Raw genomic sequence first — 17,228 nt, forward strand, 5'->3', positions numbered from 1 at the left:
ATTAACGGATCTCAATCATCGGGCGGCCACCGCGGGCGGTCACCAGCTCGCCAATGGCCGTCAGGGTGATGCCAAACTCGGCCGCCGTTGCCTGAACGTCAGCTTCTGCTTCCGGCGTCACCGCCAGCAGCAGGCCGCCGGAGGTTTGCGGATCGCACAGCAGATTGCGCCACGCTTCCGGCATTTCGCCCATTAAATGGCCGTAGCTGGCGAAGTTGCGCTGCGTCCCGCCCGGAACGGCGCCCTGAGCAATGTACTCTTCCACGCCCGGCAGCTTCGGCACATCCTGATACCAGACCTGCGCCTGCACGCCCGCGCCCTGACAGACTTCAGAGAGGTGTCCCAGCAGACCAAAGCCGGTCACGTCGGTCATGGCCTTCACGCCGTCGATACTGGCGAATGCCGCACCGGCAAGGTTCATCTGGCACATCACTTCCGTTGCCAGACCAATATGCTCGGGCTTCAGCAGGGATTTTTTCTCGGCGGTTGTCAGTACGCCAATGCCCAGCGGCTTGGTGAGGAACAGCTTGCAGCCCGCCTGCGCGGTGCTGTTGCGCTTCACGCGTTCGGTCGGCACCACGCCGGTGACGGCCAGGCCGAAGATCGGCTCCGGCGCATCGATAGAGTGACCACCGGCCAGGGCAATACCCGCCTGCTGGCAGGCAAAGCGTCCGCCTTCGATGACATCGCGGGCAATCTCCGGCGGGAGGGTGTTAATCGGCCAGCCCAGAATGGCGATCGCCATAATCGGCTTACCGCCCATCGCGAAGATATCGCTGATGGCGTTGGTGGCCGCAATGCGTCCGAAGTCGAACGGGTTGTCGACAATCGGCATAAAGAAGTCAGTGGTGCTGATAATGCTGGTGCCGTTACCTAAGTCATAAACCGCTGCATCGTCACGCGTTTCGTTACCGACAAGCAGGTTCGGGTCGACAAACTTCGCCTGTTCACTGTGCAGGATGGTCTCCAGCACTTTCGGGGAAATTTTACAACCGCAACCGGCTCCGTGGCTGTATTGCGTTAAACGAATGGTTTGCTCGCTCATGGACGTCTCCTGTCATCTCAATCGCGCTATGGTAGCGCTCATTCCATAAAGAGGTAAGTATGACTGTCTGAATTCTGCGGCGGATGCTCAGAATCCAGACAGTTTAGCGCGTGTAATTAAAAACGGCTGACGAAAGGCGTGGTGTCCGGCACGCTAATGGTGCTGGAGGCTTTAAGCTGTGGGGTGCCGAGATAGAGGAAGCCGACAATTTTATCGTGTTCACCGCAGGAGAAGCCTTCCCGCACGGCGGCGCTCCCGGTCAACGGCCCGGTACGCCAGATGCCGTTAAAGCCCTGCGCGACGGCGGCCATCTGCATTGCCATTACCGCGCAACCGGCAGACATCTCCTGCTCCCAGACCGGCACTTTATGGTCGGCCTGGCATTTTGCGACTACCGCGATGATCATCGGCGCACGGAACGGCGCGTTGCGGGCTTTATCAATCCCCTTCTCATCCTGGCCTGCGGCAACCGCCCCCTGCTCCAGCAGCTGGCTGAAGCGGTCGCGCCCTTCGCCTTCAATAATAAAGAAGTGCCACGGCTGCAATGTGCCATGGTCCGGCGCACGCATTCCGGCACGCAGAATGTTTTCCAGCTGTTCGCCGACGGGGGCCGGGTCGGCCAGGCGGGAAGCGCTACGACGGTTAACAAGCAGTTCAAGTGCGTCCATTGGTTAACTCCTTTCGTGAAATTTACTCACAAAATTAACACGACAGCAGAATTTGTTACAGCGTGGCAGGCGATTCCTGCTGACAAGTGGCGGTTGGGTCATTACGATAACCGCACATTACCGTCCTGTGGCGACGGAAACAGTCCTTTTCTGGTTAGGGAGAATACATGCGAACCCTTTGGCGAATCTTTGCCGGTTTCTTTAAATGGACGTGGCGACTGCTCAACTTCGTCCGCAACCTGGTGATGAATATCTTCTTCATCTTCCTGGTCCTGGTATGCGCAGGTATCTGGATGCATCTCAGCAGCGCCAACCAGGCGCAGAATTCGACGCGCGGCGCACTGCTCCTCGATATCACCGGGGTGATTGTTGATAAGCCATCGACCAGCAATCGTCTGGGCGTGATTGGCCGCCAGCTGTTCGGCGCGACTTCAGACCGCCTGCAGGAAAACTCCCTGTTTGATATCGTCGACACGATCCGTCAGGCCAAAGACGATCGCAACATTACCGGTATCGTGCTGGATCTGAAAGATTTTGCCGGAGCCGATCAGCCTTCGATGCAGTACATCGGGAAAGCGCTGCGGGAATTCCGCGACAGCGGTAAACCGGTCATTGCCGTCGGCGACAGCTACACCCAGGGGCAATATTATCTGGCGAGCTTTGCTAACAAAATCTGGCTCTCTCCGCAGGGCACGGTCGATCTGCATGGCTTCGCCACAAATGGTCTGTACTACAAATCGCTGCTCGACAAGCTGAAGGTCACTACCCACGTCTTCCGCGTCGGGACCTATAAATCTGCCGTGGAGCCGTTTATCCGTGATGATATGTCCCCTGCCGCCCGTGAAGCGGACAGCCGCTGGATTGGCGAGCTGTGGCAGAACTATCTCGGCACCATTGCCGCTAACCGTCAAATGACCGCTGAGCAGGTCTTCCCGGGCGCGCGCGGTGTGCTGGAGGGCCTGCGCAAAGTGGACGGCGATACAGCGAAATACGCGCTTGATAACAAACTGGTCGATCGGCTGGGTTCCAGCGCTGAAATCGAAAAAGCGCTGACCAAACAGTTCGGCTGGAGTAAAGAGGACAAGAACTACAGCGCCATCAGCATGTATGACTACGCCGCGAAAAAGCCGGATGACAGCGGTGACAGCATCGCCGTGGTGTTTGCTAACGGGGCCATTATGGACGGTGAAGAAACGCCGGGGAACGTCGGCGGGGACACCACCGCGTCGCAGATCCGCGATGCGCGTCTGGATCCGCAAGTGAAGGCGATTGTCCTGCGGGTGAACAGCCCTGGCGGCAGCGTCAGCGCCTCCGAGGTGATCCGTGCTGAGCTGGCCGCCGCGCGTGCCGCGGGCAAGCCGGTCGTGGTCTCGATGGGGGGCATGGCGGCTTCAGGGGGGTACTGGATCTCGACGCCAGCCAACTACATTGTGGCTAACCCAAGCACGCTGACCGGTTCGATTGGCATCTTCGGCGTGATCAACACCGTAGAGAACAGCCTGGATTATCTCGGCGTTCATACCGACGGCGTTTCCACCTCGCCGCTGGCGGATGTGTCCGTGACTAAATCTCTGCCGCCTGAGGTGTCCGAGATGATGCAGCTCAGCATTGAGAGTGGCTATAAGCGCTTCATCACGCTGGTGGCGGATTCCCGTAAAAAGACGCCAGACCAGATTGACCAGATCGCGCAGGGCCACGTCTGGACCGGCCAGGATGCGAAGAGCAACGGTCTGGTAGACAGCCTGGGTGACTTCGACGATGCCGTGAAGAAAGCGGCGGAACTGGCGAAGCTCAAGCAGTGGCACGTTGACTATTATCAGGACGAACCGACGTTCTTCGATATGGTCATGGACAGCATGTCCGGCTCCGTCCGCGCCATGCTGCCGGAAGCGCTTCAGGCGTATCTGCCGGCGCCGGTGGCGACGGCGGCTAAAGCCATGAAAGCGGAGAGCGATAAGCTCGCGACTTTCAACGATCCGCAAAGCCGTTACGCGTTTTGCCTGACCTGTGCGAACGTGCGTTAAAAACCGTCCCCTCTTCCCGTGAAGAGGGGATTTTTTCTTTTGAAGAACAAGAACTCATTACCATGCAGAAGAAATCAATATATGTCGCCTATACCGGCGGTACCATCGGTATGCAGCGCTCAGAAAATGGCTATATCCCGGTTTCTGGCCACTTGCAGCGCCAGCTGGCGCTGATGCCTGAATTCCACCGTCCGGAAATGCCGGACTTTACCATCCACGAATATGAGCCGCTGATGGACTCCTCCGACATGACGCCGGAAGACTGGCAGCATATTGCGGACGATATTAAAGCCCATTACGACCAGTACGACGGCTTCGTGATCCTGCACGGCACCGACACCATGGCGTTCACCGCCTCGGCGCTCTCCTTCATGCTGGAGAACCTGGGCAAGCCCGTCATCGTGACCGGTTCGCAGATCCCGCTGGCGGAACTGCGTTCAGACGGGCAGATCAACCTGCTTAACTCCCTGTACGTGGCCGCTAATTACCCGATCAACGAGGTAACGCTGTTCTTCAACAACCGACTGTACCGCGGGAACCGTACCACTAAAGCGCACGCTGACGGCTTTGACGCGTTTGCCTCACCTAACCTGCAACCGCTGCTGGAAGCGGGGATCCATATCCGTCGTCTGGGCACGCCGCCCGCGCCAAATACTGCAGGCGAGCTGATCGTTCACCCGATCACCCCGCAGCCGATTGGCGTGGTGACGATTTATCCGGGTATTTCCGCCGACGTGGTGCGCAACTTCCTGCGCCAGCCGGTGAAGGCGCTGATCCTGCGCTCCTATGGTGTGGGTAACGCCCCGCAGAACGGTGAGTTCCTGAAAGAGCTTCAGGAGGCGAGCGATCGCGGGATTGTGGTGGTCAACCTCACCCAGTGTATGTCCGGTAAGGTCAATATGGGCGGCTACGCCACCGGCAACGCCCTGGCGCACGCTGGCGTGATCAGTGGTTTCGATATGACCGTTGAGGCAACGCTGACTAAACTTCACTATTTACTGAGTCAGGATCTGGATATTGATTCCATTCGCCGCGCCATGATGCAAAACCTGCGCGGTGAACTGACGCCGGACGAATAAGGAGTTCCCATGAAGCAACGCGCCCTGTTACTGGTTGATTTGCAAAATGATTTCTGTGCGGGCGGTGCGCTGGCCGTCGCGGAAGGCGACAGCACCGTAGACGTCGCGAATTCGTTGATTGAGTGGTGTAAGGCTCGTGGTGAAGCGGTGGTGGCGAGTCAGGACTGGCATCCGGCAAACCACGGCAGCTTTGCCAGCCAGCACAACGTTGAGCCTTACAGCCAGGGCGAACTGGACGGACTGGCGCAAACCTTCTGGCCCGATCACTGCGTGCAGCAGACGGAAGGCGCTAAGCTGCATCCGCTACTGAACCAGAAGGCCATCGACGCGGTGTTCCACAAAGGTGAAAACCCAACCATCGACAGCTACAGCGCATTCTTCGATAACGGTCACCGCCAGAAGACGGCGCTTGACGCATGGTTACGCCATCATGAGATCACCGAGCTGATTGTGCTGGGCCTGGCGACGGATTACTGCGTGAAGTTCACCGTGCTGGATGCGCTCCAGTTGGGCTATACCGTGAATGTCATTACCGACGGCTGTCGCGGGGTGAATATTCAGCCGCATGACAGCGCCCAGGCGTTTATGGATATGGCCGCAGAAGGCGCAACGCTGTATACGCTGGCTGACTGGATGGAGACGCAGGCGTAAGCTTTTTTAGCCGTGTGGCGGCTTCGCCTTACCCGGCCTACTTTCTCTGGTTTTGTAGGCCGGGTAAGCATCAGCGCCACCCGGCAAAACCCCTCCCCGATCTCCCGTAAAGTGAACTCCCTCGCATCACAAGCGAGGCGGCGATGGTATTCTCTTCAGGCTGTTTTTTCGCCACGCCTTTTCTGTGGCGTGGTTATTTTTATTCAGTCAAAGAGGAACTTATATGAAACGTTTGCCCTTGCTGGCAGCATTACCCTTGCTTTGTGCGTCACTGGCTTCCGCCGCGCCCCTGATGTCCGTGGGCTACTTCAATGGCGGTGGCGATGTTACCGCCGGACCGGGTGGCGATATCAATAAACTCGATGTCCGCCAGATCACACACCTCAACTACTCGTTTGGTCTGGTCTATAACAACGAGAAAGACGAGACCAACCCTGCACTGAAAGATCCGGCAAAACTGCATCAAATCTGGTTATCACCCAAGGTGGCATCCGACCTGGCGTTACTTCCTCAGCTTCGTAAACAAAACCCGAATTTAAAAGTGCTGCTTTCCGTTGGCGGCTGGGGCGCACGTGGTTTTTCTGGCGCAGCGGCTACCAAAGAGAGCCGCGCGGTGTTTATTCGCTCCGCGCAGCAGATCGTCAGTCAATACGGCCTGGACGGGATCGATCTCGACTGGGAGTTCCCGGTCAACGGCGCGTGGGGACTGGTCGAGAGCACCCCAGCCGACAGGGATAATTTCACCGCGCTGTTAAAAGAGATGCGTGACGCGTTTGGTAAGAAAAAACTTGTCACGATTGCGGTGGGCGCAAATGCAGAAAGTCCGAAAAGCTGGGTGGATGTGAAGGCCATTGCCCCCCTGCTCGATTACATCAACCTGATGACCTACGACATGGCGTACGGGACGCAGTATTTTAACGCGAATCTGTATGACTCCAGCGCCTGGCCAACGGTGGCTGCCGCAGACAAATACAGCGTTGATTTTGTGGTGAATAACTATCTGGCCGCCGGCCTAAAGCCGCAGCAAATGAACCTCGGAATCGGTTTTTACGGTCGTGTACCGAAGCGCGCCGTTGAACCGGGTATCGACTGGAGTAAACCGGACGCGCAAAACAATCCGGTCACCCAGCCCTACTTCGGGCCGCAGGAACTGGGCCTGTTCAAATCGCTTGGCTATGACCTGACCAAAGATACCTACGTGAAATACAACGATATCGTCCGCAAACTGCTAAACGATCCGCAGAAACGCTTTACCGAGCACTGGGACGAACAGGCGAAGGTGCCGTGGCTGTCGGTAAAATCCGGCGACGGGAAGGCGCTGTTTGCGATCTCCTATGAGAACCCGCGTTCCGTGGCGATTAAAGCAGATTACATCAAGGAGAAAGGTCTCGCCGGGGCGATGTTCTGGGAGTATGGCGCGGATGACAACAACCAGTTAGCGAAGCAGCTGGCGGAGTCGCTTGGGATCCCGCACTAAGGTGTAGTGTGCCGGGTGGCGGCTTCGCCTTACCCGGCCTACATGGGAGATTTATTTGAAGGTTGCAATCGGCTTCGGCGTGATGCCGAAGTCTTCTTTCAGTTCGCGCTTACTTTTCATCACCATCTGACCGTTAGTGTCGATGGTCATGTGCTGGGCGTTGGTATTGTGACGCGCCTGCCACAGCATCACCAGCTGCAAGCTGTTCTCTTTTTGCTCAGGTGTGAGCGCCACACCGTCCGGCCATTTTCCCAGCTCAACGGCCGTCACCAGGCGCTGATAAACCTCCGGGGTCATGCCTGCAATCATGTCATCAATATTCACGATCTCTCCCTTTCAAAGGAATAATTTGCTGAATCGTTTTTTCAACCCTTGGTCTGGTCGCCGTTTTCGTCATCGGTAAAGCTCATCGAAGCCGAATTTACGCAGAAACGCTCCCCCGTCGGCTGCGGGCCATCCGGGAAGACATGCCCGAGATGGGCGTCGCAATTCCCACAACGAATTTCGGTGCGCACCATGCCGTGCGAGGAGTCCGTCAGATAGCGGATCGCATCATCGCTGACAGGCTCGTAAAAGCTTGGCCAGCCGCAGCCAGAATCGTACTTAGTCTGGGAGTTAAACAGCGGTGCATCACACACCAGGCAGTGGTAGACGCCTTCCCGTTTATTGTGCAGCAAACGCCCGGTAAACGGCGGTTCCGTGCCGTGATTTTGCGTTACGTAAAACTGCATCTCTGTAAGGTTTTTTTTCAAATCGTCGGGGTTATGTTGGTTCGACATATGCTTACATCTCGCTGTTGAAACAGACATCTTTTAACCCAGATTCTAACAAAACATTAACACCCGCGCGTGCACTTTTGATCTAAACTTATGTGTCGCGAAAAGGCGGTCAGGCAATTGTGATCAATTTCACATTTTAATCCTGCGAGGCCTTTAAAATTCCGGGCGCAGCCCCCATGTGGTTGCTAGCTCAAAGGGAAAGTGAGGCGAGTCAGTCGCACAAACGTTAGTCACAGGATTGATTTGTCGCAATGATTGACACGATTCCGCTTGACGCTGCGTAAGGTTTTTGTAATTTTACAGGCAACCTTTTATTCACTAACAAATAGCTGGTGGAATATATGACTATCAAAGTAGGTATCAACGGTTTTGGCCGTATCGGCCGTATTGTTTTCCGTGCTGCTCAGAAACGTTCTGACATCGAAATCGTTGGTATCAACGATCTCCTGGACGCTGAATACATGGCGTACATGCTGAAGTACGACTCAACTCACGGTCGTTTCGACGGCACCGTTGAAGTGAAAGACGGCCACCTGGTTGTTAACGGCAAAACCATCCGCGTTACTGCTGAGAAAGACCCAGCTAACCTGAAATGGAACGAAATCGGTGTTGACGTTGTAGCTGAAGCTACCGGTATCTTCCTGACCGACGAAACTGCACGTAAACACATCACTGCGGGTGCGAAGAAAGTTGTTCTGACTGGTCCTTCCAAAGACAACACCCCAATGTTCGTTCGCGGTGCAAACTTCGAAACTTACGCTGGCCAGGACATCGTTTCCAACGCATCCTGCACCACCAACTGCCTGGCACCGCTGGCTAAAGTTATCAACGACAACTTCGGCATCATCGAAGGTCTGATGACTACCGTTCACGCTACCACCGCTACTCAGAAAACCGTTGATGGCCCGTCTCACAAAGACTGGCGCGGCGGCCGTGGCGCGGCTCAGAACATCATCCCATCTTCTACCGGTGCTGCTAAAGCAGTAGGTAAAGTACTGCCAGAACTGAATGGCAAACTGACTGGTATGGCGTTCCGCGTTCCAACTCCTAACGTATCCGTTGTTGACCTGACCGTTCGTCTGGAAAAAGCTGCTTCTTACGAAGAAATTAAGAAAGCAATCAAAGCTGCTTCCGAAGGCCCAATGAAAGGCGTTCTGGGTTACACCGAAGACGACGTTGTTTCTACCGATTTCAACGGCGAAGTGTGCACTTCCGTGTTCGATGCTAAAGCAGGTATCGCACTGAACGACAACTTCGTGAAACTGGTTTCCTGGTACGACAACGAAACTGGCTACTCTAACAAAGTACTGGACCTGATCGCTCACATCTCCAAATAAGTTGAGATGAGTGCTTGATCCTAAAAGGCGACTTCGGTCGCCTTTTTTATTGTTTTTAGACAGAGGATTGCTTAATGATTAATAAAATTTTTGCACTTCCGGTAGTCGAACAACTTACCCCTGTGCTCTCCCGCCGTCAGAGTGACGGCGCCGATATCATCGTCGTCGATCATCCGCGCGTTAAAGCCTCCGTAGCGCTCAATGGCGCCCACCTGCTCTCCTGGAAACCAGAAGGCGAAGAAGAAGGCCTGTGGCTGAGCGAGGCCACCTCGTTCAAAAAAGGGGCGGCGATCCGTGGCGGCGTACCGATCTGCTGGCCATGGTTTGGTCCGTCAGCGCAGCAGGGATTGCCGTCTCACGGTTTCGCCCGTAACCAGCAGTGGACGCTGAAAGCCCACAACGAAGATGATAACGGCGCGGTGTTGACCTTTGAACTTCAGGCAAATGATGAAACGCGCGCCCTGTGGCCACATGAATTCACCCTCTATGCCCGCTTCAAGCTGGGTAAAACCTGCGAGATTGAACTGGAAGCGCACGGCGAATTCGAAACAACGTCCGCCCTGCACACCTATTTCAACGTAGGCGACATTCAGGCCGTTAAGGTGAGCGGACTTGGCGATACCTTTATCGACAAAGTGGACAACGCGAAAGAAGGCAGGCTGGACGACGGCGTTCAGAGCTTCCCGGACCGTACCGACCGCGTGTATCTGCACCCGGAAGCCTGTAGCGTCATCCACGACAGCGCGTTGAACCGCGGCATTGACGTGGTTCACCACCACCATAGCAACGTGGTGGGCTGGAACCCGGGCCCTGCCCTTTCCGTCAGCATGGCAGATATCCCTGATGACGGTTACAAGACCTTCGTGTGTGTGGAAACCGCGTGCGTGACCGCCCCGCAGAAAACCAGCGAAGAAAAACCGTCCCGCTTAGGCCAAACGATCAAGATTGTGAAGCGCTAATATTTATCAGGCACCATAAAAAACAAACGGGGCGCAAGCGCCCCGTTTTAATACATCACGTTCTGGTCAGAACTTGTAGGTCACACCCACGGAGAAGATGCCGGACCAGGACTTGTCGACCATCGGACTGTCCTTCACTTCGTCGCTCAGACGGGTATAACGGCCAGTACCGTACACGTTCCAGTCACCGAGGAAGTTATACGAGGCGGTGAGTTCCAGGTACGGATCCCAGCCATCATCAGCGCTGTAGCTCTTCAGACCACTGCGGCGAGACTCAGCCTTAGACACGCCATAGTAGTAGTCATTGTAATTCTCGCTGCTGTACTGCACACCGATACCCGGCGTCAGGGTCACCGCGCCGTTGGTATAGCGATAAAGCCACGCCAGATCCCAGATGAAGCCATTGCTGTTGTCCAGGGTATCGCCCGCCAGCGCCGTGCGCAGGAAGCCATACTGGGTGTTATGCACATATGAAAGCCCCGCCATCAGCGAGCTTCTGCGCTTGTCCAGCTGACGAAGCGCATTGCTGTCGCTGTCGCCTGGTTTAAAGTACGTTGGGTCGTAATAGGCCATGATGGAGAGCTTATCGGCCGTATCGTTCCACAGATAGTAGCCGCCGCCCAATCCACGGAACCAGAAGTTATCGCCTTCATAGGTGACAACGGGGACAGGATAAACGTCGCGGTCATACTGCTTGTACGGGCTGTTGATCACGCCAGCACCCGCGCCAACAGTCCACTGGCTCTCAGCCTGTACGGTGCTCGCTGCGGTAGCGGCAAGGATGCCCAATGCCAGAAGTTTGAGTTTGGTCACAATCCATTCTTTCCTGTAGTCAAATAATCAGCGGGTGAAGTGTAACCGCCATTCCCGTACATCCCAAAATTTTTTGCGCGCGAATCCATTTGATTAACCCGTTATTTTTCATTTTTCAGATGACATCCCGCTTTCATTTATGTGACCGATAAATGAAAAACCCCCTTTTCGCTTATAACCGCAGTGGAAATTTTTGGATGAGTTATTGATATGTCATTGAAAGTAGATTTTATCCGTATGCAAGTTTTGCAATTGCCATCTACGCTTTAATTTAAGAAGAGGTTTTGCTGAACACCCTGCGGTTCATAGCCTTCGACCTGGCACACAGGTTGCTGCTCTGGCAGTGAGGTGCGAAAGATTCTCTTCCGGGAGCCTCCACTACTCATACGAACGGCTCTTATCCTGTGCTAAAAAACGAAAGGACGGCATGCCATGAATATATTCGATCACTATCGCCAGCGCTACGAAGCTGCCAAGGACGAAGAGTTCACACTGCAGGAGTTTCTTACCATTTGTCGGCAAGATCGCAGTGCCTATGCCAATGCGGCAGAACGGCTATTGATGGCTATCGGTGAGCCAAACATGGTTGATACTGCCCTGGAGCCACGGCTTTCCCGTCTTTTTTCGAATCGGGTAGTCGCCCGATACCCGGCGTTTGAAGAGTTCTATGGTATGGAAGATGCCATTGAGCAGATCGTCTCCTACCTGAAGCATGCCGCTCAGGGGCTGGAAGAGAAGAAACAGATCCTTTACCTGCTGGGTCCCGTCGGCGGGGGTAAATCCTCCCTGGCTGAACGGCTGAAAGCGCTGATGCAGCGCGTGCCGATCTATGTGCTGAGCGCCAACGGCGAGCGCAGCCCGGTCAATGACCATCCGCTGTGCCTGTTTAATCCGCAAGAGGATGCGCAAATTCTGGAAAAAGAGTTTGGCATTCCGCATCGCTATCTCGGTACGATCATGTCGCCGTGGGCGGCAAAACGCCTGCACGAGTTTGGTGGGGACATCACCAAATTCCGCGTCGTGAAAGTGTGGCCGTCTATCCTCGAGCAGATCGCCATTGCTAAAACTGAACCCGGTGACGAGAACAACCAGGACATCTCGGCGCTGGTGGGTAAAGTCGATATCCGTAAGCTGGAACATCACGCGCAAAACGACCCGGATGCCTACGGCTATTCCGGTGCGCTATGCCGCGCCAACCAGGGGATTATGGAATTCGTCGAGATGTTTAAAGCACCGATCAAAGTGCTGCATCCGCTGCTGACCGCCACCCAGGAGGGGAACTACAACGGGACGGAAGGTATTTCCGCCCTGCCGTTTAACGGGATTATCCTCGCCCACTCGAACGAATCTGAATGGGTGACCTTCCGTAACAACAAAAACAATGAGGCGTTCCTTGACCGTGTGTACATCGTCAAAGTGCCTTATTGCCTGCGGATCTCCGAGGAGATCAAGATTTACGAAAAACTGCTCAACCACAGTGAGCTGGTCCATGCCCCTTGCGCACCGGGAACGCTGGAAACGCTGTCGCGCTTCTCGATTCTGTCGCGCCTGAAAGAGCCGGAAAACTCCAGCATTTACTCCAAAATGCGCGTGTATGACGGCGAAAGCCTGAAGGATACCGACCCGAAAGCCAAATCGTACCAGGAATACCGCGATTACGCCGGGGTCGAGGAAGGGATGAACGGCCTGTCGACACGTTTCGCGTTTAAGATCCTCTCCCGCGTCTTTAACTTCGACCACGCAGAGGTGGCCGCCAACCCGGTTCATCTGTTCTACGTGCTGGAACAGCAAATTGAACGTGAACAGTTCCCACAGGAGCAGGCTGAACGCTACCTGGAGTTCCTGAAAGGCTACCTGATCCCGAAATACGCCGAGTTTATCGGCAAAGAGATCCAGACCGCCTACCTGGAATCCTATTCCGAATACGGCCAGAACATTTTCGATCGGTACGTCACCTACGCTGACTTCTGGATCCAGGATCAGGAGTACCGCGACCCGGATACCGGCCAGCTGTTTGACCGTGAATCTCTGAACGCAGAGCTGGAAAAAATTGAGAAACCGGCCGGGATCAGCAACCCGAAAGACTTCCGAAACGAGATTGTGAACTTCGTGCTGCGCGCCAGAGCGCATAACAACGGCCGCAATCCAAACTGGACCAGCTACGAAAAACTGCGCACAGTTATAGAGAAGAAAATGTTCTCTAACACGGAAGAGCTGTTGCCGGTTATCTCGTTCAACGCCAAAACCTCAACCGACGAGCAGAAAAAGCACGACGATTTTGTCGACCGTATGATGGAAAAAGGCTATACGCGCAAACAGGTCCGCCTGCTTTGTGAATGGTATCTGCGCGTGCGTAAATCGTCTTAAAACAAGTGCCCGGTAACGCGCTTACCGGGCCAACAAAATGTCCGGCACTTACGGACGCTGCAAGTTGGCAAATGCAGTACGGGGGATATATGACCTGGTTTATTGACCGGCGTCTTAACGGCAAAAACAAGAGCACGGTGAATCGCCAGCGCTTCTTGCGCCGTTATAAAGCGCAAATTAAACAGTCGATCTCCGAGGCCATCAACAAACGCTCGGTGACCGACGTCGACAGCGGCGAATCCGTCTCCATTCCCAACGATGACATCAGCGAACCGATGTTTCATCAGGGGCGTGGCGGTCTTCGCCATCGCGTGCACCCAGGTAATGACCACTTCGTCCAGAATGACAGAATCGAGCGGCCACAAGGCGGAGGCGGCGGTTCTGGCAGCGGTCAGGGACAGGCCAGCCAGGACGGTGAAGGCCAGGATGAGTTCGTCTTTCAGATTTCAAAAGACGAATATCTCGACCTGCTTTTTGAGGATCTGGCCCTGCCGAATCTGAGAAAGAATCAGCACCGTCAGCTCAACGAATACAAAACCCATCGCGCGGGTTATACCGCAAACGGGGTGCCCGCCAACATCAGCGTGGTGCGTTCACTGCAAAACTCGCTGGCGCGACGCACGGCGATGACGGCAGGCAAACGGCGCGAACTGCGCGAGCTGGAAACCAACCTGAAAGTGGTGGAAAACACCGAACCGGCGCAACTACTGGAAGAGGAGCGCCTGCGAAAAGAGATTGCCGAACTGCGGGCGAAGATCGACCGGGTGCCGTTTATCGACACGTTCGACCTGCGCTATAAGAACTACGAAAAACGTCCGGAGCCTTCCAGCCAGGCGGTGATGTTCTGCCTGATGGACGTGTCAGGTTCAATGGATCAGGCCACCAAGGATATGGCTAAGCGTTTTTATATTCTGCTCTATCTGTTCCTGAGCAGAACGTATAAGAACGTGGAGGTGGTCTACATCCGCCATCACACTCAGGCGAAAGAGGTGGATGAGCATGAGTTTTTCTACTCGCAGGAGACCGGTGGCACCATCGTGTCGAGCGCCCTTAAGCTGATGGATGAGGTGGTGAAGGAGCGCTACGACCCGGCGCAGTGGAACATCTACGCCGCCCAGGCATCGGATGGCGATAACTGGGCGGATGACTCGCCCCTGTGTCATGAAATTCTGGCGAAGAAGATCCTGCCGGTGGTGCGCTACTACAGTTACATTGAAATTACCCGTCGCGCCCACCAGACGCTGTGGCGAGAGTATGAGCATCTGCAAGCGATGTTCGATAACTTTGCGATGCAGCACATTCGAGACCAGGATGACATCTATCCGGTCTTCCGGGAACTGTTCCAGAAGCAGAGTTCTACAACCTCCAATTAAATGTTATTAATCAGCCAGTTAACTATGTTTTTCTGGCTGATTTTATTGCATTTTTATCCTTAATTTTCACTATATTTTTCATTCGCTTAGCTTTTATTTTGGGGAATGCGATTTTTAAGAAGTGCTTATGCAAAACTTCCTTTAAGCTTTAGAATGACCATCATGCGATGGAGGTAAAATCCTATCGAGCCCACCAAAACTACACAAAAAAAACCAGCCGCTTATGGCTGGTTTTTTGCCTTCAATGACGTAGGGTGAAACTCTACCTATATTGCAGGGCAATCATCATCTAATGCTCGGTTGATGAAAAACGTCACTCTTCCCAATACTTCTACCTCTTCCAGAGCGGTTCCCTCAATCGCTTCACCATCATCAGTTATGAGCGCCCTGTCCATCAGCTTGGCAAACTGCGTATGACCGTCGCAAAGGATAAGTAACACATTTCCAGGTGTCTTGTTCACTACAGGTTCGATAATCGCAAACCCCAAATCAGTTTCGAGTACACGACTATCGGCACCCATGTTGCACAATACTTCGGGAGTGATCTGGCGCTCGACGTAATCGGAAGCGGGTGATGCAAACCCCATTACAAGACCCTCCCCATATTGCGCAGGATCCAGTACCTGTTATCGCTGTTGTCAGTGGTTTTGTCGGCGAAGTCAGGCTGGTAACGCTCTATCTAGGTGTTAGCATCAGATCGGGTGAAGTGCCAATTGAAAACCCGCAACTTCTCAATGAAGACATCTGTGCTCAGATAGCGATAACCCTTGGGATTGAGCTGTATGGCCGCAACGAAGGCGGTGTGTATATCTGCTGTGCGTGGCATAATTACCTCACAAAATAACTGTATGTATATACAGTATCGTTAATTATGAGGGTCGATCAAGTTTCACAGTGGTGCTAAACTTGAGGCCTTTCAGAATTTACTGATTTATATAATGTTAAAGTTATTCGCCAAGTACACATCAATAGGTGTTATCAACACAATCATTCATTGGGTTGTGTTTGCTGTTTGCATTTATGCGTTTCACTCAGGGCAAGCTCTTGGAAACTTCGCCGGGTTCGTCGTGGCGGTGTCATTCAGCTTCTTTGCAAACGCTAGGTTCACGTTTAAGTCTTCCACAACAACGATGCGCTACATGCTCTATGTAGGGTTTATGGGCTCGCTGAGCGCAGCTGTTGGTTGGGCTGCCGATAAGTCCGGTATGGCGCCGATTGTGACTCTCATTCTCTTCTCCGCAATCAGTCTGGTGTGCGGTTTTATTTATTCAAAGTTCATTGTCTTTAGGGATGCGAAATGAAAATTTCTCTGGTCGTTCCCGTCTTCAACGAAGAAGACGCGATACCTATTTTTTATAAAACGGTTCGGGAATTTGAAGGGCTACAGCAGCATGAAGTTGAGATAGTCTTCATCAATGATGGCAGCAAAGACACTACAGAATCAATCATCAACACGCTTGCTGTTGCCGATCCGCTTGTTGTTCCTCTGTCATTCACAAGAAACTTTGGCAAAGAACCCGCTCTGTTTGCTGGACTTGATCACGCTACCGGCGAAGCGATTATCCCGATTGACGTTGACTTGCAGGATCCAATAGAAGTGATTCCGCACCTAATAGAAAAATGGCAGGCAGGGGCTGATATGGTGCTGGCTAAGCGCTCCGATCGCTCAACTGATGGTCGGCTGAAGCGAAAGACCGCTGAATGGTTCTATAAGCTGCATAATAAAATAAGCAATCCGCAAATTGAAGAGAACGTTGGAGATTTTCGTCTGATGTCTCGCGAGATTGTCGAAAATATCAAGCTTTTACCAGAGCGTAATCTTTTCATGAAAGGTGTGCTTAGCTGGGTTGGCGGCCGTACCGATGTTGTCGAATATGCCCGCGCCGAGCGTATTGCCGGCAGCACAAAATTCAACGGATGGAAGTTGTGGAATTTGGCACTCGAAGGAATAACCAGCTTCTCAACGTTCCCTCTACGCATTTGGACTTACATCGGCCTTCTCGTTGCTGGAGTTGCATTCCTATACGGAGCCTGGATGATTATTGACACGCTTGCATTTGGTAATGCTGTCAGAGGTTATCCTTCCCTTCTCGTTTCCATACTATTCCTTGGTGGAGTTCAGCTAATAGGCATTGGTGTTTTAGGTGAGTATATTGGAAGGATTTATGTAGAAGCAAAGCAACGCCCAAGATATATAAAAAAGATTAGTAAATTAAATGGAGAAGGTAATGAATAATTTAATTAGGAATAACTGGTGCAAGTTTGCTTTATTCATTTTTGCATTTATTTTGATATGGCTTAGGAGGCCAGACATACTTACAAACGCACAATTTTGGGCAGAGGATTCAGTTTTTTGGTACAAGGACGCATATGAAAACGGATTTATTAATTCACTAACAACCCCTAGGAATGGATATTTCCAGACCGTATCTACATTTATAGTGGGTTTGACCACATTATTAAATCCAGATTATGCACCTTTTGTTGCCAATTTCTTTGGAATAATATTCCGCGCGATAATTATATGGTTTTTATTCACAGAAAGATTTAATTTCCTAGGGTTAACAACTAGAGCTTTCTTATCTGTTTATTTGGTTTGTATGCCTGGATTAAGTGAAGTCCATGCCAATATAACCAATGCACATTGGTACTTATC

General features: G+C 53.2%; 16 protein-coding genes and 2 pseudogenes. 11 read left to right on the forward strand and 7 right to left on the reverse strand.

Translation table 11 applies throughout. The annotated features are described in order from the left end of the window. Window position 1 precedes the first annotated feature (1 nt). Both selD and IPZ49_RS21075 read right to left on the reverse strand, forming a co-directional pair. The gene (gene selD, locus IPZ49_RS21070) at window positions 2-1,045 is read right to left on the reverse strand and encodes a selenide, water dikinase SelD (protein ID WP_022647796.1); all 1,044 of its coding nucleotides are present in this window, start codon (window positions 1,043-1,045) and stop codon (window positions 2-4) included. Window positions 1,046-1,161: 116 nt separating this feature from the next. Continuing rightward, the gene (locus tag IPZ49_RS21075; RefSeq protein WP_022647795.1) at window positions 1,162-1,713 is read right to left on the reverse strand and encodes an NAD(P)H nitroreductase; all 552 of its coding nucleotides are present in this window, start codon (window positions 1,711-1,713) and stop codon (window positions 1,162-1,164) included. A 167-nt stretch (window positions 1,714-1,880) separates the two neighbouring features. Between IPZ49_RS21075 and sppA the strand changes: the two genes are divergently transcribed. From sppA to IPZ49_RS21095, 4 genes are all read left to right on the forward strand, one after another. Continuing rightward, a complete protein-coding gene (gene sppA / locus IPZ49_RS21080; RefSeq protein ID WP_063146080.1) occupies window positions 1,881-3,737 on the forward strand; it encodes a signal peptide peptidase SppA in 1,857 nt (618 codons plus the stop codon). Window positions 3,738-3,799: 62 nt separating this feature from the next. Further along, window positions 3,800-4,816 carry an asparaginase gene (ansA, locus tag IPZ49_RS21085; RefSeq protein WP_023305945.1) on the forward strand — a complete coding sequence of 339 codons (1,017 nt, stop codon included), beginning with the start codon at window positions 3,800-3,802 and terminating at the stop codon, window positions 4,814-4,816. Between the two features lie 9 nt (window positions 4,817-4,825). After that, a complete protein-coding gene (gene pncA / locus IPZ49_RS21090; RefSeq protein ID WP_063146081.1) occupies window positions 4,826-5,467 on the forward strand; it encodes a bifunctional nicotinamidase/pyrazinamidase in 642 nt (213 codons plus the stop codon). 223 nt (window positions 5,468-5,690) lie between these two features. Continuing rightward, entirely contained in the window at window positions 5,691-6,944 is a 1,254-nt protein-coding gene (locus IPZ49_RS21095) for a glycoside hydrolase family 18 protein (RefSeq protein ID WP_063146082.1), read from the forward strand. A gap of 51 nt (window positions 6,945-6,995) precedes the next feature. On the opposite strand, the gene IPZ49_RS21100 is transcribed toward IPZ49_RS21095, so the two are convergent. Beyond that, window positions 6,996-7,268, reverse strand: coding sequence for a YeaC family protein (locus tag IPZ49_RS21100; RefSeq protein ID WP_022647791.1), 273 nt, complete (start codon window positions 7,266-7,268; stop codon window positions 6,996-6,998). Window positions 7,269-7,309: 41 nt separating this feature from the next. Beyond that, window positions 7,310-7,723, reverse strand: coding sequence for a peptide-methionine (R)-S-oxide reductase MsrB (gene msrB / locus IPZ49_RS21105; RefSeq protein WP_022647790.1), 414 nt, complete (start codon window positions 7,721-7,723; stop codon window positions 7,310-7,312). Window positions 7,724-8,064: 341 nt separating this feature from the next. On the opposite strand from msrB, the gene gapA reads away from it, so the two are divergent. Together gapA and IPZ49_RS21115 are read left to right on the forward strand one after the other, a co-directional pair. Next, window positions 8,065-9,060 (forward strand): glyceraldehyde-3-phosphate dehydrogenase, encoded by a 996-nt coding sequence (gapA, locus tag IPZ49_RS21110; protein WP_006809136.1) that lies wholly within the window; start codon window positions 8,065-8,067, stop codon window positions 9,058-9,060. Window positions 9,061-9,134: 74 nt separating this feature from the next. Then, window positions 9,135-10,019 carry a D-hexose-6-phosphate mutarotase gene (locus tag IPZ49_RS21115; protein ID WP_063146083.1) on the forward strand — a complete coding sequence of 295 codons (885 nt, stop codon included), beginning with the start codon at window positions 9,135-9,137 and terminating at the stop codon, window positions 10,017-10,019. A gap of 66 nt (window positions 10,020-10,085) precedes the next feature. Here IPZ49_RS21115 and IPZ49_RS21120 read toward each other — a convergent pair whose 3' ends face one another. Beyond that, window positions 10,086-10,832: a MipA/OmpV family protein gene (locus IPZ49_RS21120; protein WP_023299885.1), complete on the reverse strand. Its 747-nt coding sequence runs from the start codon at window positions 10,830-10,832 to the stop codon at window positions 10,086-10,088. A 432-nt stretch (window positions 10,833-11,264) separates the two neighbouring features. Between IPZ49_RS21120 and yeaG the strand changes: the two genes are divergently transcribed. After that, complete coding sequence (gene yeaG / locus IPZ49_RS21125; protein ID WP_063146084.1) at window positions 11,265-13,199, forward strand: protein kinase YeaG; 1,935 nt, start codon at window positions 11,265-11,267, stop codon at window positions 13,197-13,199. Window positions 13,200-13,288: 89 nt separating this feature from the next. Next, the gene (locus IPZ49_RS21130; protein ID WP_023305941.1) at window positions 13,289-14,572 is read left to right on the forward strand and encodes a YeaH/YhbH family protein; all 1,284 of its coding nucleotides are present in this window, start codon (window positions 13,289-13,291) and stop codon (window positions 14,570-14,572) included. Between the two features lie 266 nt (window positions 14,573-14,838). Here IPZ49_RS21130 and IPZ49_RS21135 read toward each other — a convergent pair whose 3' ends face one another. Together IPZ49_RS21135 and IPZ49_RS23275 are read right to left on the reverse strand one after the other, a co-directional pair. Continuing rightward, complete coding sequence (locus tag IPZ49_RS21135) at window positions 14,839-15,159, reverse strand: hypothetical protein (protein WP_063146085.1); 321 nt, start codon at window positions 15,157-15,159, stop codon at window positions 14,839-14,841. Continuing rightward, window positions 15,159-15,398: pseudogene (locus IPZ49_RS23275) on the reverse strand (hypothetical protein). Before IPZ49_RS23275 ends, IPZ49_RS21135 begins: the two are co-directional and overlap by 1 nt. A gap of 112 nt (window positions 15,399-15,510) precedes the next feature. Between IPZ49_RS23275 and IPZ49_RS21145 the strand changes: the two are divergent. From IPZ49_RS21145 to IPZ49_RS21155, 3 genes and pseudogenes are all read left to right on the forward strand, one after another. Further along, window positions 15,511-15,873: a GtrA family protein gene (locus IPZ49_RS21145; protein ID WP_193762869.1), complete on the forward strand. Its 363-nt coding sequence runs from the start codon at window positions 15,511-15,513 to the stop codon at window positions 15,871-15,873. Then, window positions 15,870-16,808, forward strand: coding sequence for a glycosyltransferase family 2 protein (locus IPZ49_RS21150; protein WP_063146088.1), 939 nt, complete (start codon window positions 15,870-15,872; stop codon window positions 16,806-16,808). The genes IPZ49_RS21145 and IPZ49_RS21150 overlap by 4 nt, the downstream gene beginning before the upstream one ends. Further along, window positions 16,801-17,228: pseudogene (locus tag IPZ49_RS21155) on the forward strand (glucosyl transferase); the annotation flags it as partial. The gene IPZ49_RS21150 and the pseudogene IPZ49_RS21155, both read left to right, overlap by 8 nt.

Source organism: Enterobacter cloacae complex sp. S2 (assembly GCF_015159675.1).
In the GTDB taxonomy this organism is placed as follows: Bacteria; Pseudomonadota; Gammaproteobacteria; order Enterobacterales; family Enterobacteriaceae; genus Enterobacter; species Enterobacter intestinihominis.

Excerpts from the sequence above, each read along its gene's own strand:
- selD (WP_022647796.1), bottom strand. The coding sequence starts at position 1,045 with ATGAGCGAGCAAACCATTCGTTTAACGCAATACAGCCACGGAGCCGGT.
- IPZ49_RS21075 (WP_022647795.1), bottom strand. The coding sequence starts at position 1,713 with ATGGACGCACTTGAACTGCTTGTTAACCGTCGTAGCGCTTCCCGCCTG.
- sppA (WP_063146080.1), top strand. The coding sequence starts at position 1,881 with ATGCGAACCCTTTGGCGAATCTTTGCCGGTTTCTTTAAATGGACGTGG.
- ansA (WP_023305945.1), top strand. The coding sequence starts at position 3,800 with ATGCAGAAGAAATCAATATATGTCGCCTATACCGGCGGTACCATCGGT.
- pncA (WP_063146081.1), top strand. The coding sequence starts at position 4,826 with ATGAAGCAACGCGCCCTGTTACTGGTTGATTTGCAAAATGATTTCTGT.
- IPZ49_RS21095 (WP_063146082.1), top strand. The coding sequence starts at position 5,691 with ATGAAACGTTTGCCCTTGCTGGCAGCATTACCCTTGCTTTGTGCGTCA.
- msrB (WP_022647790.1), bottom strand. The coding sequence starts at position 7,723 with ATGTCGAACCAACATAACCCCGACGATTTGAAAAAAAACCTTACAGAG.
- gapA (WP_006809136.1), top strand. The coding sequence starts at position 8,065 with ATGACTATCAAAGTAGGTATCAACGGTTTTGGCCGTATCGGCCGTATT.
- IPZ49_RS21115 (WP_063146083.1), top strand. The coding sequence starts at position 9,135 with ATGATTAATAAAATTTTTGCACTTCCGGTAGTCGAACAACTTACCCCT.
- yeaG (WP_063146084.1), top strand. The coding sequence starts at position 11,265 with ATGAATATATTCGATCACTATCGCCAGCGCTACGAAGCTGCCAAGGAC.
- IPZ49_RS21130 (WP_023305941.1), top strand. The coding sequence starts at position 13,289 with ATGACCTGGTTTATTGACCGGCGTCTTAACGGCAAAAACAAGAGCACG.
- IPZ49_RS21135 (WP_063146085.1), bottom strand. The coding sequence starts at position 15,159 with ATGGGGTTTGCATCACCCGCTTCCGATTACGTCGAGCGCCAGATCACT.
- IPZ49_RS21145 (WP_193762869.1), top strand. The coding sequence starts at position 15,511 with ATGTTAAAGTTATTCGCCAAGTACACATCAATAGGTGTTATCAACACA.
- IPZ49_RS21150 (WP_063146088.1), top strand. The coding sequence starts at position 15,870 with ATGAAAATTTCTCTGGTCGTTCCCGTCTTCAACGAAGAAGACGCGATA.